This is a genomic window from Enterococcus sp. 4G2_DIV0659 (genome assembly GCF_002140715.2).
Taxonomy (GTDB): domain Bacteria; phylum Bacillota; class Bacilli; order Lactobacillales; family Enterococcaceae; genus Enterococcus_L; species Enterococcus_L mansonii.
The window spans coordinates 346036-368658 of the sequence record NZ_NGLE02000001.1 but is presented as its reverse complement, the minus strand read 5'-3'; the positions used below and the strand labels follow the sequence as shown (position 1 = coordinate 368658).

The window sequence follows — 22623 nt, the reverse complement described above, 5'->3', positions numbered from 1 at the left end:
CGATACTCAGCGACCTACTCATTTCTCTCTAGTTAAAACAAGTTGCAGAGCTAGTATAGAACTCGAAAAAAATTTAGTCGACTATGTTGCTTGGAACATAAGAAAGCCATTAAAGAACAATTTGAAATATATTATCTAGCTTTTTCTGAAAATAACATAAAATCATTTTACTTCCTATGTAGTAAAAGCCAATATTATGGTAAAATAGAAAAAGCAACTTTCTTCAGGAATTTGAGAGGAGATCAATAAGTATGAAAAAAATGTATAATGTTGCCGTGGTAGGCGCAACGGGTGCTGTTGGCACAAAAATGATCGAAATGTTGGCAGAAACGTCATTACCGATCAATCAAGTGAAACTATTAGCTTCAAAACGCTCTGCGGGAAAAGAAGTAATGTTTAAGGGGAAAACACTTGTAATCGAAGAATTAGTATCTGAATCATTTAAGGATGTAGATATTGCATTGTTCAGTGCTGGAGGTAGTATTTCAAAACAATTTGCACCAGAGGCCGTCAAACGTGGTGCAGTCGTGGTAGATAATACGAGTCATTTCAGAATGGACCCAGAAGTGCCTCTAGTCGTGCCAGAAGTCAATCCACAAGCATTAAAAAGGCATAAAGGAATTATCGCTAATCCGAATTGCTCAACGATTCAAATGATGGTGGCGCTTGAACCAATCCGTCAGACTTATGGATTAGATCGTTTGATTGTTTCAACCTATCAAGCAGTTAGTGGAGCAGGGATTAATGCAATGAATGAGCTAAAATCACAATCACTGGCTTATATCAATGGCACGCCGGCAGAAAAATTAGAGGCAGATATATTGCCTTGTGGCGGAGATAAAAAACATTATCCAATTGCATTTAATGCATTGCCGCAAATTGATGTATTTTCAGATGCTGACTATACTTATGAAGAATGGAAAATGATTAACGAAACCAAAAAAATCATGGAAGACGATAGTATCAAAGTTGTGGCGACATGTGTTCGGATTCCTGTGTTATCTGGTCACTCTGAATCAATTTATATTGAAGTGAAAAAAGACGGCTCTGACGTCAACAAAATCAAGCAATTGATGTCAGATGCACCAGGGGTAGTTTTACAAGATGATCCAAGTCAACAACTTTATCCTCAAGCATTGACAAGTATTGACCGCAAAGAAACCTTTGTAGGAAGAATTCGTCAAGATATTGACATTGATAAAGGCTATCATATGTGGGTTGTTTCAGATAACTTGTTAAAAGGAGCCGCTTGGAATTCTGTTCAAATTGCTGAAACATTACATGAAATGGATTTACTTTGAAATACAGTAAATGAATGGATGTTGAAAAGGACAAAGTGGAATATTGTTACCATGCGTTATCTAGCTACGTAGGCTAATCTCTAGGAAAAAAGATAAAATAAGCTTGTGACAGAAAGCATCACAAACGTATTTTCCTATTTTTCTACGAGATTTGACGAGCCTACTGCGCTTTGAACGGTTATCTAGCTACGCGAGCTAGCTCTTCGGAAAAAAGATAAAAACTAAATGAGGAAAAAGCACCTCAGTTATTTTTTCCTATTTTTCAGTCAGAGCTGAACGAGCTCGCTGCGCTTTTAACTGTTATCTAGCTACGTAGGCTAATCTCTAGGAAAAAAGATAAAATAAGCTTGTGACAGAAAGCGTCACAAACGTATTTTCCTATTTTTCTACGAGATTTGACGAGCCTACTGCGCTTTTAAATTAGGAGGTAGTAAGTATGAATTTGAAAAATGCAACGATAATTACAGCAATGGTCACACCTTTTGATGAAAGCGGAGCAATCGATTTTGCTAAGCTGCCCCAATTGGTGAAGCATTTGCTTGATACTCACACAGAAGGAATTATTTTGGCTGGGACAACTGGTGAGTCACCAACGCTAACTCATGATGAAGAAATTGAGTTGTTTAATGAAGTGATCCGCTTAGTCGATGGACGTGTGCCGATTATTTGTGGTGTGGGAACCAACGATACACGCGATTCAGTTGAATTTGTAAAAGAACTTTCTGCAATCAGAGGTATTGATGCCGGTCTGGCGGTTGTTCCTTATTACAATAAACCAAATCAAGAAGGATTATATCAACATTTCAAAGCAATCGCTGAAGCAAGTGATTTGCCGATTATTTTATATAATGTACCAGGAAGAACGGTTACAAGCCTTGATATAGCAACGACTTTAAGATTGGCAGAACTTGAAAATATTGTTGCAATTAAAGAATGTTTTGGATTAGATGCACTGACAGAGTTGGTTGAAAAGGCGCCAAAAGACTTTTTAGTGTATACTGGAGAAGATTCCTTAGCTTTTTCAAATAAAGCAATAGGAGGACAAGGGGTCATGTCAGTTGCCAGTCATGTTTTTGGCACGGAGATGTACACTATGTTTCAAGCGTTGGAAAATGGTGAAATCAAAAAAGCAGCTAGCATTCAGCGCCAATTATTACCTAAAATGAATGCTCTGTTTTCAGTCCCATCTCCTGCGCCAGTAAAAGCTGTCTTAAACCATTTAGGCATATCTGTTGGGGAGTTACGCTTACCTCTTGTATCATGTACTTCTGAAGAAAAGGCGAAAATTTTAAGCATATTAGATCTTTGATCTGGTATGAGAATATAGAGAGGTGAAAGAAGTGAGTACAATTAAAATCGTTCCCTTAGGCGGCGTTCGTGAAAATGGAAAAAATATGTACATCGCAGAAGTGGAAGATGAAATTTTTGTACTGGATTGTGGATTAAAATATCCAGAAAATGAACTACTAGGAATTGATGTGGTGATTCCCGATTTTACGTATTTGGAGGAAAATATTGACCGTGTTGCAGGAATTTTCTTAACACATGGTCATGCCGATGCAATCGGAGCATTACCGTATCTATTATCTAAAGTTCATGTACCAGTATTCGGTACGGAATTAACAATTGAGTTAGCAAAATTAAACGTGGGAGATCAAGCTGCATCCAAAGATTTTAATGATTTTCATGTGGTAGATGCTCATACTGAAATCGATTTTGCTCATGCAACAATCAGTTTTTTCCGAACAACACACACGATTCCAGATTCAATTGGAATCAATCTAAAAACTAAAGAAGGCAATATTGTTTATACTGGAGATTTCAAATTTGATCAAAGCGCAATCCCAATGTATCAAACAGATTTTAGTCGTTTAGCTGAGATCGGTAAAGAAGGCGTTTTAGCACTATTAAGTGATTCTTCAAACGCTGAAAATCCTACACAAATTGTTTCAGAGCTTCAAATTGCTGATGAGGTTTTTGATACGATCCGCTATTGGGAAGGTCGAATCATTGTTGCTTGTGTAGCAAGCAATCTGCAACGTGTCCAACAAGTATTAGATGCAGCGTTTAAATCGAATCGAAAAGTTGTTTTGACAGGACAAGATTTCCAACGAATCATCAATACAGCAATCAAATTGGATAAATTACAATTACCAAGTGAAGACTTGATTATTCCAGCGAAAGAAATGAAAAAATATCAGCCAGATCAATTGGTGATTTTGGAAACCGGTACAATGGGAGAGCCTATCAAGTCATTACAAAAAATGGCTAATGGGGTTCACCGTGTTGTTAAAATTCAAGAAGGTGATTTAGTTTATATCACAACAACTCCAACAACAGCGATGGAAACGGCTGTAGCCAAAACAGAAGATATTATTTATCGTTCTGGCGGGGTTGTAAAACAAATCTCGGATAACATGCGAGTTTCAGGTCATGCCAATCAGACTGACTTACAGTTAATGTTGAATTTAATCAAACCAAAATATTTTATTCCTGTTCAAGGTGAATATCGCCAGCTAGCAGCACATGCTGACCTTGCACATGAGTTAGGCATACCGTATAAAAATATTTTTATTACTGGTCGTGGGGATATCCTTGAATACAGTAAAAAGAAAATGACGGTTGCTGGAAGTACAACTGCTGATAACATTATGATTGATGGAATTGGGGTTGGCGATATTGGAAATATCGTCCTTCGTGATCGTCGGATTTTGTCTGAAGATGGTATTTTTGTGGCTGTCGTGACAATTAATCGTCGTGAAAAACGAATTGTGTCACCAGCTAAAATCACATCAAGAGGGTTTGTTTATGTGAAAACAAGCAAAGACTTGATGAAAGAAAGCAGTAATATTGTGACAGAGATCGTTGAAAAACATCTTGAAAGCAGCGATTTTGAGTGGAGTAAGTTAAAACAAGATATTCGTGAACAATTAAGTCGATACTTGTTTGAACAAACCAAACGTCGTCCAGTCATTCTTCCTGTAATTATGGAAGCAACACAGCGAAAAGGTCGAAAAACACCAAATTAAGAATGATAATTAAGCTTGAGAAATCCTTTTTTCTCAGTAATTACTTGTAATCTAGAGTATAGTGCAAAACGGATTTTTTCGTTTGGTGCTGTACTCTTTTTTTTACAGCAGCCATTTTTTTCGTTACAATGAAAGATGTGAAGTAAGGGGGATAAAAATGGAAAAAAAACAAGAAACACGATGGATTAAATTTCTTGGAGGGAGAAATTTATTATTTACACTTGTTGCATTGTTATTACTAGGGCTAGTGATTTTTATTTTTCACCAAGTAGGCTTTATTTTTGGTCCGATTGGTGTTGTTTTTAAAACGATGATTGGTCCAACAATTTTAGCGTTGATTTTATATTATTTATTCAATCCACTTGTTAATTGGTTGGAAAAACACAAAATCAAACGGGTATATGGCGTTTCTGCTATTTTTATTATTTTAGTTGCGTTAATTGTTGCAGGGATTATCTTGGTTGTTCCGATTTTGCAAAAACAAGTAGATGGACTTATTCGAAGCTTTCCTCAATATATGATTGATATAAATAAAATGGTGACAGAATTTTTCCATAACTCTGCACTAGAAAAGCCATTGGCAAATGCTTTAGCTAGTATTCAAAAATGGTTTGATAATATTTCCGATGGGATAGGTAGTTACTTTAGTAAAGCAGTTGAGGGTGCAACAACAGTATTTTCAACGCTGACTGGATTTGCATTGGTCATGGTAACAGCTCCGATTATTACCTTTTTCTTACTGAAAGATGATAAGAAATTTTTCTCTTTTATTTTACGTATTGTACCACCTCGTTTTAGAGATGATGCCAAAGAAATTGGGGCGACTATGAGTAGTCAAGTAGGTGCATACTTAAAAGGGCAAATTTTAGTATCAATTGCCATTGGTATTTTGACGTTTATCGGATTTTGGCTGGTTAAAATGCCTTATTCAGGAACACTATCAATTATTGTTGGTGTAACAGCAGTTATCCCTTATATTGGTCCAGTTATTGCTTTTATACCTGCAGCCATTGTAGCATTGATGCTGTCTTTTGGCATGTTTATTAAAATGTCGATTGTTTGGATGATTGTTCAAATGTTGAACGGGCATTTGATTGCACCCCAAGTAATGGGGAAACGATTGGTGGTTCATCCATTAACGATTATTATCGTATTACTTGTAATGGGAGATTTATTGGGGATGTTTGGATTGATTTTCGGTATTCCAATTTATGCGATCACCAAAGTACTGGTAACGTATATTTTCCGTAAATTTAAGCAACGATATAATCAATTTTATGGTGATAGTGGAGAATATGAGGACACGGAATTTTCAAAAGAAGAATATTTAGAAGAATAACAAAGATAAAATGATCAATCATTTAATTTGCTAGTAGATGTTTTTTCTGGCAAATAAGTGATTGATCTTTTTTAGAATGATTTGTAAAACAAGATTCATATCTTTTGTAATCCTTTTTTTAAGGGGGTACAATTTAAGGAGTAGCAAAACAACTTTGTCCAAGGAGGAGGGAAGTAGATGAAACGGTTTTTAAAAGTAATTTTTATCCTGATCTTGCTCCTATTATTTATTGGAACTTTAGGATTACTTAGTGAGCTTATAGAAATTCCTTGGTTATCGCAAGAAGTGCAGTGGCTTCTTTATCATTACTCTTGGATGTTTCTTTTCTTCAAAGGAATCTTACTGGTCTTAGGTGGATGTTTGGTGATGGGACTAGTCATCGTTCTTTCTGTATCAGGAAAAAGAAAACGTTTGGTCATAAAAGAAGAAGGAAATCGTATTGAGATTCCCAAAAGCACAGTAGAAGCAGTTGTAAAAGAAGCATATACTACGATGATTCACCCTGATAAAACCAAAATGACAGTCAAAATCAAAGGCAAACAAAAAGTTATTGTTCGTTTGCAAATCGATGTCCGAAGCCAAGAGCGATATCAACTGCTTGCAGAGGAAATCAAACAAGAGATCCAAAAAGCACTTTTGAGGTCTTTAGAAACAATCGATAGCCAAGTCATAGTACACTTAAGAGAAAAGCAGCCGACAGAATCTTCAACGTTTAGTAAAAAACAATCACGAGTGGTTTAGGAGGTGAAGGGAATGGAACAAGAGAAAAAAGAGAAATGGTTGATCGTATTTAAACCTTACCGCTATCGAATCATTTGGACTGCTCTGTTCTTTTTATTAGCTGTACTATTATTAATGATTGGGTTTGGAAAAACACTATTATTGTTATTGTTTACATCAATCGGTTACATCATTGGCAAAATGCGTGATGAAGATTTGGATATTTATTCCTTGATAGATACGGTGCGATCTATGATAGGAATCTAAAAATAGTTAGAAGGAGTGAAGGCAAATGGTAGAAGAAGTAAAAAATAGCCCCTCAGAGCTAAAAGCAAAATTGACATTTGATGATGTGGTGATCAAAAAAATTGTTGGCGTTGTTCTGTCAGAAATTGATGGTATTTTAGGCTTAAGTGGAAACCTTTTCAGTGAGCTTGCTGATCGTTTTAGAGATAATGAAGATATCACTAAGGGGATTGATGTTGAAGTTGGAACAAAGCAAGTGGCTGTGGATGCTTCAGTGATTTGCAAGTATGACGTTGATATTTCAGGTGTTTTTGATCAGGCTGTTCAAAGAGTAACACAAGAAATCCACCATATGACAGGATTAGACTTGATAGAATTTAATATGAATGTGGATGATGTGATGACAAAAGAGCAATATTTAGAAAAATACCGCGGGAAAGAAAACGAAAGCGGAAAAAACAATAATTAATCATTTTTAAGTAATATTCATTCTAATGAACTAACAACAATGAATAATGAAGTTGGGACAAAAGGAGTTGCTTCTGCGCCCACCGTATATTTGGATTCCTTAAGTCTGGGATGTGACTCGTAGAGTTATGTCCCAGACTCGTTATTTTTCTATTTCTTTTAAAGTGAGCTGTTCTCTTTGAAGAAGAAACTTTTTGATACGAAGACCTTCTTGTTCAGAGCTGCCGAGGTAACCAACTAATTTTCCACTTTTCCCAATTACTCGATGACAAGGAATGATGATTGGAAGTGGGTTTTTACTATTAGCTTGTCCGATGGCTCGGACAGCTTTAGGAGAGTTGACGGCATGAGCAATATCTAAATAACTACGGGTTTGACCATAGGGAATTTGATAAAGTGCTTGCCAAACCCTTTGTTGAAAAACAGTACCAATCTGGATGGATAAAGGAACGGTAAAAATAGTTCGTTTTCCTAAAAAATAGTCTTCTAATTCTGCTGCTGCCTGTTCAGTAAAACAATTGGTTTGATGGTTTTCAATCGTAGTAAATGAAATGGTCGTTAGTCCACTATTATTAGCATCTAACCACATTGGGCCAAATGGTGCATGTATTTTCATAGTTGTCTCCTTTAGTCGATGAATATCCAATTTATTCTATTATACGACATATCTGCTTGGATCAATAGCAAAATTACAAGAATTTATCAACAATAGAAGTGGTGCCTCTCCTAAAAAATATGGTACTATACATTTAGCGGAAAACGGAACAAACAGTCAGTAAGTGTGAAAGCACGTTGAATAACTAGGGGGCGAGAAGGTGGAAGAAATTGTCATCTTTCATACCAATGATCTACATTCGCATTTTGAAAATTGGCCTAAAATCAGACGTTATCTGACTAGTCAAAAAGAAAAGTATTGTAACATGGGAAAAACAGTTTACACCATTGATTTGGGTGATTTTATTGATCGGTGGCATCCTTTGACAGAAGCAACCGATGGGCAAGCAAATGTTGAGTTGATGAATGAGATACACTATGATGCTGCTACAATTGGAAATAATGAAGGGATCGGAAATTCCAAAGAACAATTGAATCATTTATATGATCACGCAAATTTTGATGTGTTGCTTGGAAATTTATTCGATTTAAAAACAGGAAAATCGCCAGATTGGGCACAAGCGTATAAAATCATAGAAACGAAGAATCAAACAAGAATTGGTTTGATCGCTTTGACAGCCCCGTTTCCACTGACCTATGAGCCGAATGGGTGGGCTATTCGTTCTACTGAGGAAATAATGCCAAGACTCATCAAAGAAACGAAACCTAAGTGTGATATCTTAGTTTTGATGAGTCATTTAGGCATCGACGAAGATATTAAAATTGCTAATGAGTTTCCTGAAATCGATGTATTATTGGGTTCGCATACCCATCACTTATTTGAGAATGGCGAAAAAATCAATGGGACGCAACTTTCAGCAGCAGGTAAATTTGGTTATTATGTTGGTGAAGTTCATTTAACTGTTGAGAATGGTCAAATTATTTCTAGTACAGCCAAAGCAGTTCCAACAGCGGATTTATTGACTATGCCAGAAGATCAAGCAGAAATAGATGGTTACCTAACATTAGGACACCAATTACTAAAAAATAAAAAACTTGCTTATATTCCAGAACCGCTGCTTGTGGAGCTGAATGCAAAGCAGCCTCTGATTTTGACCACACTGAATGCGTTAAAAGAAAAAGGAAAGACAGAAGCAGCTATATTAAACAATGGTTTATTTTTAGCAGATATCCCTAACGGTATTGTTGATGAAGATCAGTTGCATAAAGCGTTGCCTCATCCAATGCATTTGATCCGTGTGACAATGTCAGGAGCGGATTTGACTCGGATGGTTAGAGAGATGGAAAAAAATCGCCATTATCTGAGAAAGTTTTCTATTATGGGAATGGGGTTTCGTGGGAAAGTGTTTGGTGAACTATACTATGATGGTCTATCCTATGATAAACAAAATCAGCAAGTATTATGGAAAAAACAACCAGTTGTTTTAGAGAACAACTATACCTTTACAACGGTGGACCATTTTTTATTTATTCCATTTTTCCCAACGATAGAATTGGCAGGCGAAGTTGAGTTTATTTTTCCAGAATTTATCCGAAATGTTTTAGGCAGCTATTTGAGCGAGCACTACCCAATCCATTAAAAACAAGGTATAATAAGACTTAGGCGGTGAAAAAATGACAGAAAAAGTAAAAAAACCATTCAAATCAACTAAAGCAACAAAAGATAAAGAAGAACAAGGCGCTACCTTAACAGAAGAGATCACGGCTGTCCTTGAAGAGATAAAAGAAGAACCTGTCAAAGAAAAGAAAAAAGGCGAAGTTGTTTCAGTCATTGACGACGTGCACGTAACGATTGGTGAGCGTCAATATCTCTTAGTTAAAAATCATCGAGAAGCTTTTGATGCAGAACGATTAGGGGAACGTTTTAGTGATGTTCTTTCAAAATACGACTATATTGTTGGTGATTGGGGATACGATCAACTCCGTTTAAAAGGCTTTTTTAATGAGTCAAATCGCAAAGCTTCACCAGAGCAAAGAATTGATACATTAGAAGATTATTTGTATGAATATTGTAATTTTGGCTGTGCTTATTTTGTGATCGAAAGAGTTGGCGGAAAGCGTGAAAAGCAACAAACACGCCGCAAGAAACCAAACAAAAAGCCTACCAACAATAATACAAAAACACAAGCGCATACGGATGAAAAGCGTGTACCAGTAAATAATAAGCCCAAACCAGTGATTAAAAATCGTAAAGAAACGGAGCAACCCAAACAAGTGGTTGGTAAACAATCTCAACCTACTAATCAAGCTCGTTCATTTACTATTCGTCAACGTGAGGAGTAAAGATCTGTGAAAACAAACTATCAAGGGTACTTAATTGATTTAGATGGCACGATTTATTTAGGCAAAGAAGTAATTCCAGCGGGGAAACGTTTTATAGAGCGTCTACAAGAACAACAGCTCCCCTTTCTCTTTGTTACAAATAATACAACAAAAACACCTGAAGACGTTGCTAGTCGCTTGGCTACGGAATTTGATATCCATGTATCTGATGAAACAGTCTATACTGCAAGTTTAGCAACGATTGACTATATGAAAGAGATTGGAAAAGGGAACCGTGTGTATGTCATTGGTGAATCTGGTCTAGTGGATTTGATTTTATCGGCTGGCTTTGAGTGGGATGAAGAGCAACCAGATTATGTGGTCGTTGGACTTGATACCCATGTCACCTATGAAAAATTTGCCCTTGCGTCTCTTGCTATCAGAAATGGAGCGACGTTTATTGGAACGAATCCAGATAAGAGTATTCCGACAGAGCGAGGACTGTTGCCAGGGGCTGGTTCATTTATTTCATTGATCGAAACAGCAACCCAAACAAAACCAATTATGATTGGGAAACCAAATGCAATCATCATGAATGAAGCACTTAAGGTGTTGAATCTAGATAAGAAATCTGTTTTGATGGTTGGCGATAATTATGAGACAGATATTCAATCAGGCATTCAAAATGCTATCGATAGTTTACTGGTACTTTCTGGATTTACAGCAAAAGAAGATGTACCGACTTTGCCAGAAAAGCCAACATATATTGTTGATTCTCTAGATGAATGGATGTTTTGAAATGAAAGAGAAAAATTGGATTTGGCGTGAACGTGGGGGGATTGCTTGCTTAATTTTGACTATTGTAGCATTAAGCATTACTCTAACTATTAACTTTCGTTTATTGTACTTATGGGATATTGAGACGTTAAAAATCTTAGATAATGTATCAATGGATAAGCCTACATTAATCAAGAATTTTGATCAACTGATGGCTTATTTGAATAATCCTTTTAAAACTACGCTCCATTTATCCGATTTTCCTGTATCTAAAAGTGGGGCGTTTCATTTTTATGAAGTGAAGCGTTTGTTTTTACTTTGTTATGGTGTATTACTTGTTACATTCATTCCTAGTGTTATCTTCGTCAGGCGTTTGCTTAAAGCCAAAAGAGCGTGGCGTCTGATTCGTCCATTTCAGTGGGGGATGATTATTCCAGTATGTTTAGGTCTATTGATGATCATAGGCTTTGATCAGTTTTTTGTTGCTTTTCATGAAGTGTTTTTTAACAATGATGATTGGTTATTTGATCCTGTGACTGATCCGATTATTAATGTCTTGCCAGAAGCATTTTTTATGCACAGTTTTATTGTATTTTTCATTTTACTAGAGCTTTTCTTTTTACTAGGAATAATTGCTGGAAAAAGAGAATTAAAAAGACTGTAAATGAACGCATTCGTTGTCTGGTTTTAACTAGAGCTCAAAACAAAACGATCTTTTAGTTTTGTCAGGGGTTCTTTTTTTATAAAAAGACATCTAGTTGTTAAAACTAGGTTGAATGATTATCGAAAAAATGTTAAACTGTTTTTGTAAACAGAAGGAGGGCTCTTATGGAAGAAATCAAATCCTCTTTACATAAATGGGGAGAAGAGCTAGTGGATGTCCATTTGCCAAGATGGCATGAACTCCCTGAGTTAGAATTATATATGGATCAAGTCATTACATTAGTTGAGCGCTATCTATCTCCGATCATCTCAAAAGAAAAACATACATTATTGACCTCATCGATGGTGAATAATTACGTAAAATTAGGGCTGATTCCAGCGCCGAAGAAAAAAAGATATAATCAAAAGCATTTGGCTTTCCTAATTGCGATTACATTATTGAAACAAGTTCTGACGATACCTGAAATCAAACAAGGTATTTTATTTCAAGGTGCTGCAGTTGGTATTCGTGAAGCCTATAATCTATTTTGTGAAGAACAAGAAGCATCGCTAGCAGTCGTGGTTGCTCAAGCATTAGGACAAGACCCATTGCCAGCGTTTAGTCAACCGATCTCAGTAGAATATCTAGTAGTCAAAGGCGCAACCCTATCTTTTGCTACTAAATTATTTACGGAAAAAGTAATTGAACTTGAAGAAAAATACTTAAAAGAAAATGGAGAACATGAAAATGAATAAGGAAAAAATTGCGTTATTAGTAGATTCAGGGACAGACGTTCCACAAGAATTAGTTGAAGAGTATGGTATCTATATGATTCCTTTACAGATTATTTATAAAGAACGCATTTACACTGATAAAGTAGATATCACTCCTGAAGAAGTTTATGAGCGTCTTTCTGAAGAAATTCCGAGTACCTCTTTGCCTGATGGAGAAACGATTACGAAAATTTTTGATAAAATCAAAGCTGATGGTTATGAAAAGGTTTTGGCGGTGACAATTTCTAGCGGATTAAGTGGTACATATAATGTTGTTCGTTTGATTGCTGAAGAGGTTGAAGGGTTGGAGACGTTTGTTTTAGATACTAAGAATATCGGGATTGGTAGCGGTCTTCAAGCAATTGAAGCAGCTAAAATGATAGCGTCTGGCGCTTCATGGTCAGATATTAAAACGACATTGACCAATAATGTTGGAAAAGCAAAAGTATTTTTCAATGTAGCAACCTTAGAGTACTTACAAAAGGGAGGACGAATTGGATTGGTTGCCTCCATTTTAGGCAATGCCTTGAAATTAAATCCAATTATTTCTTGTAATGGTGATGGTGTTTATCATACCGTGGCCAAAGCGCGTGGCAGAAAGAAAAGTTTAGATAAGACGTTTGAATTGGTAAAAAGTTTTGTCGGTGATCATAAAAAGTTTGTTCTAGCCGTTGCTCAAGGGCAGGCAGTAGAAGAAGCGGAAGCATTCTATGATAGACTGAAAAAACAATTTCCTCAAGCGGAAAAAATTTATTTTGGGACGATCAGTCCTGCTTTAGTTGTTCATACAGGACCTGGTTTGTTAGGGATAGGTATCCAACTTTTAGATTAATTCTATTTACCAACAATTGTGCACATAAAAAGTGCCTTTTGTTGGTATTTTTTGATAGTTGCTTTTATTATTAGAACTATCAATCAGATTGAGATAATACTCATTAAATTTTCTTCTAATTTTAGTTGAAATTATCAAGAAAGTTTTCATGATTGTGTGGTATTCTTTTCGATACTAAAGAGAAGGGAGGAAAAAAGATGAAAAAAGCAATTGCAGAATGTTTAGGAACATTCATTTTAGTCTTCTTTGGAACAGCAACGGCTGTTTTAGGAAATGGTATGGACGGAATTGGTACGACAGGTATTGCTTTGGCTTTTGGCTTATCTATCGTTGCAGCGGCGTACAGTATCGGTACGATCTCAGGAGCACATTTGAATCCAGCTGTTTCTTTAGGAATGTGGATCAATAAAAGAATCTCAACAATGGATTTAATCTATTACATTGTAGGACAAGTTATCGGTGGTTTGATTGCTTCGTTTACTTTGTTGGCGATTTTGAACGGATCTGCAAGAGAAACAACAAACTTGGGTCAAAATGCTTTTGGTGATTTTAGCGCAGTTGGTGCCTTAACCGTAGAAATTATTTTAACCTTTATTTTTGTTTTGGTGATCATGACTGTTACAAGTGCGAAAAAAGGTAATGCCAAACTTGCTGGACTTGTTATTGGTTTGACGTTAACGATGATTCATTTAGTTGGCATTCCGCTAACTGGTACATCTGTCAATCCAGCTAGAAGTTTAGCGCCAGCTATTTTTGTTGGTGGTGAAGCATTATCTCAAGTTTGGGTATTTATCGTTGCACCATTAATTGGTGGTGCATTAGCCGCAATCGTTTCTAAATACTTACTTGATACTGAGGAAGTATAATAACAAAAAAATACTCTTGTCACTCTTTTCCTTAGAAGTGAACAAGGGTATTTTTTTATTGTTGCTTAAGTTATTTGAAATAAATACATGACGGCTTTACATATTTTTAATCCTTGTTTCATAATGATCAAAAATGGGTTGACTTAGTGTGAATTCAAAGGTATTTCGATCGACTAACCCTACAACAGAGGGGCTCTGATGCAAATCAATCAGAAATTGAGCCATGTCCGCAGCAGTATGATACATCGAAAAACCTTTGGCATAATCATAAGTTTTAGACCCATTTGCTATTTGCGCAAACTCTGTTTCTGTTGCAGCAGGAGCTAAAACTTTTGCTTTAAGTGGTGCACCTTTTGCTGATAATTCCAAGGCGATTCCTTCAGTCAAAGCACTTACATAAAATTTGGTTGCACAATAAGTCGCTGCATTAGGGACGTTTTTGTAGCCACCAGCAGATGAAATATTGATTAGTTGGGCATTTTCGGTATTTTCATAATCAGTGACATAAAGAGTGGATAATAAGGTAAGTGCTTCTATATTTACATCAATCATTTGGCGCACCTTTTCTAAATCTTGATTAGTGACTGAATGATAGTACCCAAATCCAGCATTGTTGATCCAAGTTTCGATATCATAGACTTTTAAGGAATTATACAACGTGAAAATTCTTTCATTGATAGATAAATCAGCAACCTTGAGAACAATGTCCAATGTAGGATAATCAGCCAGTAGCTTGTTCCTTAGTTGGATAAGTCGCTCTTTTCTCCGAGCGATTAAAATAAGATTTTTTCCCAGTTTTGCGAACGCTTTTGCAGTTTCTAAGCCGATACCTGAGCTTGCGCCTGTTATTACAGTATACTTCATAACGAATTCCTCCTAGAGAATAAGATTGTGTTGGTGGTACAATCAAAGTATAAGGATTAGAGCAGACTCTAAAGCAAGCATAAATTGAAAGGAAGAGGGAAAAGATGAGTTATTCAATCAGTGAGTTTTCCAAAAGGACTGGTATCAGTCAGCATACCTTGCGATATTACGAAAAAGAAGGATTGATTGAACCCAAAAGAGATCAATATAATTATCGTGTTTTTGAAGAGGAAGATTTTGATTGGGCCATTTTTGTTGGTAAATTAAAGAATACTGGCATTCCATTGAAAGACATAAAGCGATACACGCAATTAAGAAAAATTGGGGATTCCACGATTAGGGAACGAAAAGAACTTTTATTAATTCATCGCTTGAAAATCTTGGAAGAGTATGAAAAAGCAAAAGAGCACCTTAAACTATTAGATGATAAAATCGCCTTATATTATCAGATGGAAAAAGAGTATAAAAATAATCCTTCTAAAAACTAAGCTCATTTTTAGAGAACTTAATATTTAGAAGGATGAGATTTAAAAAAAGGTAATGTTTTTTTTAGCTGTATCAACGGTTGCTTTATCTCCGATTGGAATAGTAAATATGGGTTGTGTATGACCGAAGTCCATGTCATAAATAACAGGGATTTCTCTTAATAAAGGATATTTTGACAAAATCGCCAATAATCGCTCCTCAGTCATTCCAGTTTCTTTAGGGAAACGACCAATTAATAAAGCGCGTGGATGCTTAACAACTTGAAGCAATGAAGCTAAACCACGAGCGAAATCGCGGTAATCATCTTCCTCTGCATTTTCTACAAATAAAATGGAACGCTCCAATTTAGGTAAAAAACGAGTACCAAAAAGGAGTTGGAATGTTCCTAAATTCCCGCCATAACAAGTTCCGGTAACAGGAGTGGAGTGACTATAAACTTTCCATTCATTAGGCATTAATGTTCGTGTAGGATTGGGCAAATACCATTCGTCTTGACTACAAAAAAGAGAGGCACTGATAGTAAAGGCGTGATTCTCAGTAGTTGCTTTTAAAAAGGCCTGTGTTTGATAATCTTGCAACTCATCCATCTGAAAGCTAGAAAAATGAGGACCGACATAAGTAAGTAGTCCCGTTTTTGCCGTAATCGCATTACACAGTGCTGTGATATCGCTGTAACCACAAAGGACTTTAGGATGTCTCTTAATTAAAGCAAAATCTAAATAGGGAAGTAATTCATTGCTATTGAATCCGCCGATTGCAGTCAAAATGCCTTTAACATTATCGTCCGAAAAGGCAGCGTGCAAATCTTTTATTCGACTCATGATAGAAGAAGATCCTAAAATATCTTGTTCATCAGAGTGTTCAGAAAATGTTACTTTAAATCCGAGGTCGATCAATTTTTGTTCCGCTGACTGAATGCCAGAATCAGTTAAACGTGAAAAACTACTAGACGGCGCGATGACTCGAATCTCATCTCCGACTTTTAATCGTGGTGCTTTCATTGGTATCGCTTCTTTCTAAATAACTTATTCTTATTATTATAGTCAGAAAGAGAATATTTTTGCAAGATATAGATAAGAAAGAGTAAGGGTTCTTTTCTCAAAGATGAAACAGTGGACAAAATAAGGTATAATAAGAGAGAATATCTGTAAACAATGAAAGACAAATGAAAAAGAGGTGCCTCTTATTATGAAAAAAATATTAGTTGTAGATGATGAAAAGCCGATTTCAGAAATTGTGAAATACAATCTAGTTAAAGAAGGCTATGAAGTTTTCACAGCCTACGATGGTGAAGAAGCCATTGAGATGGTTAAAGAAGTTGAACCAGATTTAATTATTTTAGATTTGATGTTGCCTAAAATGGATGGCTTGGAAGTTGCGAGAGAAGTTAGGAAAACTTATGACATGCCTATTATTATGGTTACAGCCAAAGATTCTGAGATCGACAAAGTTTTAGGATTAGAGTTAGGTGCGGATGATTATGTGACCAAACCATTCTCTAATAGAGAATTAGTTGCCAGAGTCAAAGCCAATTTACGTCGAGGAGCAACGAATGCCAAAGAAGCTGAAACAACAACGCAATCAGAATTAACGATCGGTGATTTGACGATCCATCCTGATGCTTATATGGTTTCAAAACGAGGAAGTAAAATTGAATTGACGCATCGTGAATTTGAACTGCTTTATTATTTAGCTAAGCATATAGGTCAGGTGATGACTCGGGAACATTTACTTCAAACTGTTTGGGGCTATGATTATTTTGGTGATGTTCGTACAGTTGACGTTACCGTGCGTCGATTACGTGAGAAAATTGAGGATAGTCCGAGTCACCCTACGTATTTAGTAACACGTCGTGGTGTTGGTTATTATCTTCGAAATCCTGAACAGGAGTAGTGATTTATGAAGAAAAAAGTTCACTTTTTTCAATCAGTAAATTTTAAGATCGCCCTATCTTTTATCTTACTATTGTTGATCGCTATTGAGATCATTGGCGGATATTTTATTCGCGAACTCGAATCTACAACGATTAACGATTATAAAAAAAGCGTCGATCTCCAAGTTTCACAATTAGCTAGTACGATTAGTACGAAGCTAAATGAAAAAGATCGTGATAAAACCGAGATTGACGCTAATTTAAAGAAAACGTTAAGTGATTTTTCTGCTTCTGAAACAATTGAAGCACGTGTGGTTGATGATAAGGGAATCGTTCGGGCAACTAGTGATTTGAATCAACAAGGAATTATTGGAAAAAAGAACGATTATCGTGATCTAAATGATTTTACTATGAAAAAATATCCTGCAATGGATAAAGACAAACGCGTATACATTAATGTTCAGCCTATCCAATCCCCGACTGGCGAAACAGTCATCGGGGTTCTTTATGTTAAAAGCGACATTGAAGGCAAATATCAAGAAATCACCGACACAGCCAGAATTTTCTTCACTGCTTCGCTCATTGCTGGAGCCATTTCCATTATTGTGACATTGCTGATTGCTCGATCGATTACCCAGCCGATTGGTGAAATGAGAGAACAAGCACTGCGTATAGCAAGAGGAGATTATACAGGGAAAGTAAAAGTTTATGGAAAAGATGAATTAGGCCAATTAGCTGAAACATTTAATCAGTTATCTGAAAGAATTGAAGAAGCACAAGAAACCATGGAAGCTGAAAGAAATCGTTTAGATAGCGTTTTGGCTCATATGACGGATGGAGTCATTGCGACGGATCGACGGGGAAAAGTGATTACGATCAATGAAATGGCGCTTTCTTTACTAAACGTCAAAGATGAAGCCGTTATTGGTTCTTCTTTACTAGAACTGTTAGATATTGAAACGGATTATACCTTGCGTAAATTATTAGAAGAGCCAGAGGAGATATTGATTGATCGATCTTTATCAGGAGCAGAAGAAGATCAAATGATTATTCGTGTAGACTTTGCGATGATTCGTCGTGAATCAGGTTTTATAACTGGTCTTGTTTGTGTGCTGCATGATGTCACTGAGCAAGAGAAAAATGAACGAGAACGAAGAGAATTTGTTTCTAATGTTTCTCATGAATTACGGACACCTTTGACCAGTATGAGAAGTTATATTGAAGCATTAAGCGAAGGGGCATGGGAAAATCCAGAAATAGCGCCAAATTTCTTGAAAGTAACATTGGAGGAAACAGATCGTATGATTCGTATGATCAATGACTTGTTAAATTTATCAAGAATGGATTCAGGAAATGGAGAACTCCAATTAGAATACGTCAATTTCAATGAATTGATTAATTTTGTTTTAGATCGTTTTGATATGATGGTAGAAGCGAATGAAAAAAAATACACGATTCATCGCGAATTTACCAAACGAGATTTATGGGTGGAGTTAGATACTGATAAAATTATTCAAGTGTTGGATAATATTTTAAATAATGCGATAAAATATTCCCCTGATGGTGGTGAAATAACGTGTCGCTTACTAGAAACACATAATAATGTTATTTTTAGCGTATCCGATCAAGGGTTGGGGATTCCTAAAAAAGATGTTAGTAAAGTGTTTGAACGCTTTTATAGAGTAGATAAAGCGCGCGCTCGTGAACAAGGAGGAACAGGATTAGGTCTTGCGATTTCTAAAGAAGTTGTAAAAGCTCATAATGGTGCAATTTGGGTTGAAAGTCAAGAAGGTCAGGGTTCTACCTTTTATATATCCTTACCTTATGAACCTTATGAGGAGGATTGGTGGGAATGAAATTAACTGAAAAAATTGTACGAGTAAGCTTGGTCTGCTTGATCATTCTTAGTTTGTACTTTTCAATGAGTATTTGGGTCAGTTCTTCTAAAAAAGAACAACCGATTAAAACTGATTCCCCAGTTGGGGCAAATGTGGTGAACGAACGTTTGGCGACGGATGTTTTTTTACCTTTACGTTTAGTTCGTATGCAAGATGGAAAATCTGAAATGAACAACAGTGAAAATTTACTTACGAACGTTCAAAACGAGGTCAAACATAGCAAATTCGGTGAATTAACCCAGCTTGTTGAAAATGATGCCGAACAGTTTGAAAAATATGTATCGATTGAACAAGGATTTGAAATGCTTTATGAAGGGCCTTTTCTATTAAGTGAATATGTTTCTGTTTATAATTTAGACTTGGACTTGACCGATATAAGCAAACAGAATCAAGTATTTTTCACATGTATTCAAGTTGATTTTCTTCAAAACAAAGTTCGTTTTCTAGATTTTACACAAAAAAATGTTTATGAAGCATCTATAAAGATTAATAGTGAAAAAGTCATGAATTTAATGAATAGAGTTGGCGTGCAATATAACCAAATTTCTGAAAAGCAAGCAGTAGCTGAGAAACACTATTATTTGGCTGAAGACTTGAAAATGAAAAAATATAGTTATATTTTGGCTTCTCAACCTGTGACTAAATTTAGGAATGCATTTTTTGCCAATACAGATGATATTCATACAAATGAAGATAGTCAGGATTTATCCTACACAAGTGGTAATGAACGGTTGATAGCGGATGAAAAACTTGGAACCATTCATTTTAATGGGAGCTTGAACACTAGAAAGGCAGAAGACACGATTTATTCTGATAGTTTCGATTATGTTAAAAAATTAGGAACAAGTATGGGAAATATCCGTTATTTTGATCGCACAAAGTCAGAGGTAATGTATCGTACTTTTGTAGAAGGTTATCCTGTCTTCAGTGAAAACGATAAAGGACAAGTACGTGTAACGATTGGCAATGATAAAGCGGAAAGTTCTAGTGTGATAATTGAAACTAGTGTGGACACGATTCAAGTACCGATTCCTTCAGAAGAAGAAGTTGTGTTGGAAAGCACAGAAACACTATTAGAGCGATTAACAGCAAACGGTGCGGAAGATGCAAAGATCAATTCAATGGTCATCGGCTATACGTGGCAGACAATCGAAGAAACGAAACAAGTTGTTGACCTCACGCCAGAATGGTATATTCGCTATGATAATCAATGGTATCCAGAAAGAGAATTACTGGAAAAATTGGCGAATTTGGAGGTGGAATAATGGACTTCAAACGAATCGAATGGATATTTTTCATTGCTTTTTTAGGATTGAACATGTTTCTTTTTGGTATTTATCAAGAGGGATTAAAAGAAGAAGGAAGTGTTTCTTTTTCTGATCAGACAGATCGTATTGAAAAGAGATTGGCAAAAGATGGTATTACCTATAAGGGTTCTCTATCTGGAAAAAGAGCTGAAGGCTATTATTTAAGCGGAGAACAAACCAATTTTTATGATGCGATTCAAAGCGAACGAGCAAATCGAGATCGTAACTTTTTTAGAAATGGTGTCGAGTTAATAGACAATTCATTGACCATGTATCCCCAGATGAATTATACACAAACAAGTTACTTTATTGATGAAAAAAATGTAGAGCAATCTTTAGACGCTTTTTTGAGCGATAAAAATAGTGTTCTTTTTGGTAAGGAATACCGTTACTTGGCAGATTTTTCAACATTGGATGGCGAATTTCCAGAAGTGGTGGTTTCTCAAAATTATAAGGGCATTGCTTTCAAAGATGATACAGCTCAAATTTCTTTAAAGTTAGAAAGCTCGGATGAGTCTACAGGTATCCATAAAATTAATAAATACACGCAAACACGTATTCAAAGTATAGAAGAACTTCGTGATAAAATGGATTTATATTCTGAACAAGATGCGATAGAAACCTTGTATATTAATAATAAAATTCCAAGTAACTCAAGAATAACATTTAGAAAACTGGCGTACTCCAGAATATATAAAATTCGTGAAAAAAATGTATATGTACCTGTTTGGTTTGTCGGCATAAAATCCAAAGAAAATAATTTGCAAATTGAACAAGTAAATGCCATGAGTAATACGATTATTACGAATAATACTGTTCCAAAGGTGGAAAATCATTAAGTATGGTTGTATAATAAGTAGCTGTAGAGTAGAAGGGAAGAGAAGTTGAAATGAGTCAAAAAGAAGCCTTTAATATTAGCATTCTTGCTAGCGGCAGTACAGGTAATTCCCTTTTTATTGAGACTGAGAACAAAAAGCTGCTTGTAGACGCTGGGCTTAGCGGGAAAAAAATCACCTCATTGTTAGCAGAAGTTGGCCGCAAACCGGAAGATTTAGATGCGATTTTAGTGACCCATGAGCATCGAGATCATATCCATGGTGTCGGAGTGCTTGCTAGAAAATATAAGTTAGACGTCTATGCGAATGAAAAAACTTGGAGTGCAATGGACCCATTGATTGGCAATGTTGCATTAGAGCAAAAACATATTTTTGATATGGGAAAAGTTATGACCTTTGGAGATATGGATATTGAGAGTTTTGGCGTTTCTCATGATGCTGCAGCACCTCAATTCTATCGTTTTTTTAAAGACAATCGTTCATTTGTAATGCTGACAGATACAGGTTATTGCAGCGATCATATTCGAGGAACGATTCAAGATGCGGATGCTTATTTGATTGAAAGTAATCACGAGTTAGAAATTCTTAGAATGGGTCCTTATCCTTGGAGCTTAAAACAGAGGATTTTAGGGGACAAAGGTCATTTGTCAAATGACGATGGCGCATTAACAATGGCAGATGTCATTGGCTCACATACCAAACGCATTTATTTAGGCCATCTAAGCAAAGAAAACAACACAAAAGAGCATGCTAGAATGGCAATGGAAACTATATTAAAGGAAAAGGGATTAGGAGTAAATTACGATTTTAATGTCTATGACACAGATCCTGATTCAGCGTCAGAATTATTTGCGATTTGATGAGCGATAAAGGGTAGAAAAAAATGGTGGGAGCAGAAGCAACTCCTTTGGAAATAAGCTGAAATCCACAAAAATTTGAAAAACAATTTTCGTAAATTATCTCTTATTTTCTCAGAGCTGAACGCTTCTGTTCCAACCTCACTTCGATTAAGATATATAGCTGGACGGAAGCATTGTATGCTTTTGTCGCAGCTTTTTTTGATTACTCGGATGTTTGATCGTTCATTGCAGGTAGGATTGAGGAATGTAAAAATCCCTTTGTATATTCAATAAAAAAATCACTTAAAAATAACTCATAGGTCTCTATATCTAATTTATATAATGAGACAGGAATAACAAATGTTTGTTTCGTAGTTCCCGCAATATAATCACCATCAATCGTTTGAGCAATAACTAAAAATTGTTGTTTTTTCCAGACGGAAAGATCATCGAGAGAAATTGTTTCATCAGAAGATAGGTATTGAATTGCCTCTTCGAACTGCTCTTCTAAAGAACGATTAAAAATAATCGGACTATCTTCCTCTGGCCCATTTTCTAAGACGGTTGTTAAGAAATTTTGTGGATCAGTATCTACGAGTTGTTCTTTGATTTGTTGAAAGTCCATACGTTTTCCTCCATATCAAACGAA

Annotated in this window: 24 protein-coding genes; 20 read left to right on the top strand and 4 right to left on the bottom strand. The window is 35.9% G+C overall.

From position 1 onward, the window contains the following. Nucleotides 1-251: 251 nt before the first annotated feature. The 7 genes from A5880_RS01770 (at nt 252) to A5880_RS01740 (ending at nt 7104) form a co-directional block, all read left to right on the top strand. On the top strand, nt 252-1301 hold the full coding sequence (locus tag A5880_RS01770) for an aspartate-semialdehyde dehydrogenase (protein ID WP_086331504.1): 1050 nt from the start codon (nt 252-254) through the stop codon (nt 1299-1301). Nucleotides 1302-1737: 436 nt separating this feature from the next. Then, nucleotides 1738-2610: a 4-hydroxy-tetrahydrodipicolinate synthase gene (dapA, locus tag A5880_RS01765; protein ID WP_086331503.1), complete on the top strand. Its 873-nt coding sequence runs from the start codon at nt 1738-1740 to the stop codon at nt 2608-2610. Between the two features lie 31 nt (nt 2611-2641). Then, the gene (locus A5880_RS01760; protein WP_086331972.1) at nt 2642-4330 is read left to right on the top strand and encodes a ribonuclease J; all 1689 of its coding nucleotides are present in this window, start codon (nt 2642-2644) and stop codon (nt 4328-4330) included. Nucleotides 4331-4487: 157 nt separating this feature from the next. Continuing rightward, complete coding sequence (locus tag A5880_RS01755) at nt 4488-5669, top strand: AI-2E family transporter (protein ID WP_086331502.1); 1182 nt, start codon at nt 4488-4490, stop codon at nt 5667-5669. Between the two features lie 177 nt (nt 5670-5846). After that, a complete protein-coding gene (gene amaP / locus A5880_RS01750; RefSeq protein ID WP_086331501.1) occupies nt 5847-6410 on the top strand; it encodes an alkaline shock response membrane anchor protein AmaP in 564 nt (187 codons plus the stop codon). Between the two features lie 12 nt (nt 6411-6422). After that, nucleotides 6423-6656 carry a DUF2273 domain-containing protein gene (locus A5880_RS01745; protein WP_086331500.1) on the top strand — a complete coding sequence of 78 codons (234 nt, stop codon included), beginning with the start codon at nt 6423-6425 and terminating at the stop codon, nt 6654-6656. Between the two features lie 25 nt (nt 6657-6681). Further along, nucleotides 6682-7104, top strand: a complete 423-nt coding sequence (locus A5880_RS01740) for an Asp23/Gls24 family envelope stress response protein (RefSeq protein WP_086331499.1) — start codon at nt 6682-6684, stop codon at nt 7102-7104. Nucleotides 7105-7245: 141 nt separating this feature from the next. On the opposite strand, the gene A5880_RS01735 is transcribed toward A5880_RS01740, so the two are convergent. Beyond that, nucleotides 7246-7719 (bottom strand): methylated-DNA--[protein]-cysteine S-methyltransferase, encoded by a 474-nt coding sequence (locus A5880_RS01735; protein WP_086331498.1) that lies wholly within the window; start codon nt 7717-7719, stop codon nt 7246-7248. A 199-nt stretch (nt 7720-7918) separates the two neighbouring features. Here A5880_RS01735 and A5880_RS01730 point away from each other — a divergent pair, with 199 nt between their 5' ends. The 7 genes from A5880_RS01730 (at nt 7919) to A5880_RS01700 (ending at nt 13871) form a co-directional block, all read left to right on the top strand. Further along, the gene (locus tag A5880_RS01730; RefSeq protein ID WP_086331497.1) at nt 7919-9298 is read left to right on the top strand and encodes a bifunctional metallophosphatase/5'-nucleotidase; all 1380 of its coding nucleotides are present in this window, start codon (nt 7919-7921) and stop codon (nt 9296-9298) included. Between the two features lie 34 nt (nt 9299-9332). After that, the gene (locus A5880_RS01725) at nt 9333-10001 is read left to right on the top strand and encodes a YutD family protein (RefSeq protein WP_086331496.1); all 669 of its coding nucleotides are present in this window, start codon (nt 9333-9335) and stop codon (nt 9999-10001) included. 6 nt (nt 10002-10007) lie between these two features. Beyond that, entirely contained in the window at nt 10008-10778 is a 771-nt protein-coding gene (locus A5880_RS01720; RefSeq protein WP_086331495.1) for a TIGR01457 family HAD-type hydrolase, read from the top strand. A 1-nt stretch (nt 10779) separates the two neighbouring features. Further along, entirely contained in the window at nt 10780-11421 is a 642-nt protein-coding gene (locus A5880_RS01715; RefSeq protein WP_306298356.1) for a TIGR01906 family membrane protein, read from the top strand. Nucleotides 11422-11585: 164 nt separating this feature from the next. After that, nucleotides 11586-12155, top strand: a complete 570-nt coding sequence (locus A5880_RS01710) for a DUF1836 domain-containing protein (RefSeq protein WP_086331493.1) — start codon at nt 11586-11588, stop codon at nt 12153-12155. Further along, nucleotides 12148-13005 carry a DegV family protein gene (locus A5880_RS01705; RefSeq protein WP_086331492.1) on the top strand — a complete coding sequence of 286 codons (858 nt, stop codon included), beginning with the start codon at nt 12148-12150 and terminating at the stop codon, nt 13003-13005. The genes A5880_RS01710 and A5880_RS01705 overlap by 8 nt, the downstream gene beginning before the upstream one ends. Nucleotides 13006-13202: 197 nt before the next feature. After that, a complete protein-coding gene (locus A5880_RS01700; RefSeq protein WP_086331491.1) occupies nt 13203-13871 on the top strand; it encodes an MIP/aquaporin family protein in 669 nt (222 codons plus the stop codon). Nucleotides 13872-13967: 96 nt separating this feature from the next. Here the strand turns inward: A5880_RS01700 and A5880_RS01695 are convergent, their stop codons facing one another. Next, the gene (locus A5880_RS01695; RefSeq protein ID WP_086331490.1) at nt 13968-14735 is read right to left on the bottom strand and encodes an SDR family NAD(P)-dependent oxidoreductase; all 768 of its coding nucleotides are present in this window, start codon (nt 14733-14735) and stop codon (nt 13968-13970) included. Nucleotides 14736-14839: 104 nt separating this feature from the next. Between A5880_RS01695 and A5880_RS01690 the strand changes: the two genes are divergently transcribed. Beyond that, nucleotides 14840-15223, top strand: coding sequence for a MerR family transcriptional regulator (locus A5880_RS01690; protein WP_086331489.1), 384 nt, complete (start codon nt 14840-14842; stop codon nt 15221-15223). Nucleotides 15224-15262: 39 nt separating this feature from the next. Here A5880_RS01690 and A5880_RS01685 read toward each other — a convergent pair whose 3' ends face one another. Beyond that, nucleotides 15263-16222 carry a S66 family peptidase gene (locus A5880_RS01685; protein WP_086331488.1) on the bottom strand — a complete coding sequence of 320 codons (960 nt, stop codon included), beginning with the start codon at nt 16220-16222 and terminating at the stop codon, nt 15263-15265. Between the two features lie 187 nt (nt 16223-16409). Between A5880_RS01685 and yycF the strand changes: the two genes are divergently transcribed. The 5 genes from yycF to A5880_RS01660 are packed head-to-tail and all read left to right on the top strand — an operon-like array spanning nt 16410 to nt 21995. Continuing rightward, a complete protein-coding gene (gene yycF / locus A5880_RS01680; protein ID WP_086331487.1) occupies nt 16410-17114 on the top strand; it encodes a response regulator YycF in 705 nt (234 codons plus the stop codon). A 6-nt stretch (nt 17115-17120) separates the two neighbouring features. Next, nucleotides 17121-18950 (top strand): cell wall metabolism sensor histidine kinase WalK, encoded by a 1830-nt coding sequence (gene walK / locus A5880_RS01675; protein ID WP_086331486.1) that lies wholly within the window; start codon nt 17121-17123, stop codon nt 18948-18950. Then, nucleotides 18947-20257 carry a YycH family regulatory protein gene (locus A5880_RS01670; RefSeq protein WP_086331485.1) on the top strand — a complete coding sequence of 437 codons (1311 nt, stop codon included), beginning with the start codon at nt 18947-18949 and terminating at the stop codon, nt 20255-20257. The genes walK and A5880_RS01670 overlap by 4 nt, the downstream gene beginning before the upstream one ends. Continuing rightward, nucleotides 20257-21138, top strand: a complete 882-nt coding sequence (locus A5880_RS01665) for a two-component system regulatory protein YycI (RefSeq protein WP_086331484.1) — start codon at nt 20257-20259, stop codon at nt 21136-21138. The genes A5880_RS01670 and A5880_RS01665 overlap by 1 nt, the downstream gene beginning before the upstream one ends. Nucleotides 21139-21188: 50 nt before the next feature. Further along, entirely contained in the window at nt 21189-21995 is an 807-nt protein-coding gene (locus A5880_RS01660; protein WP_086331483.1) for an MBL fold metallo-hydrolase, read from the top strand. 202 nt (nt 21996-22197) lie between these two features. On the opposite strand, the gene A5880_RS01655 is transcribed toward A5880_RS01660, so the two are convergent. Further along, nucleotides 22198-22599 (bottom strand): hypothetical protein, encoded by a 402-nt coding sequence (locus A5880_RS01655; protein WP_086331482.1) that lies wholly within the window; start codon nt 22597-22599, stop codon nt 22198-22200. Nucleotides 22600-22623: the final 24 nt, after the last annotated feature.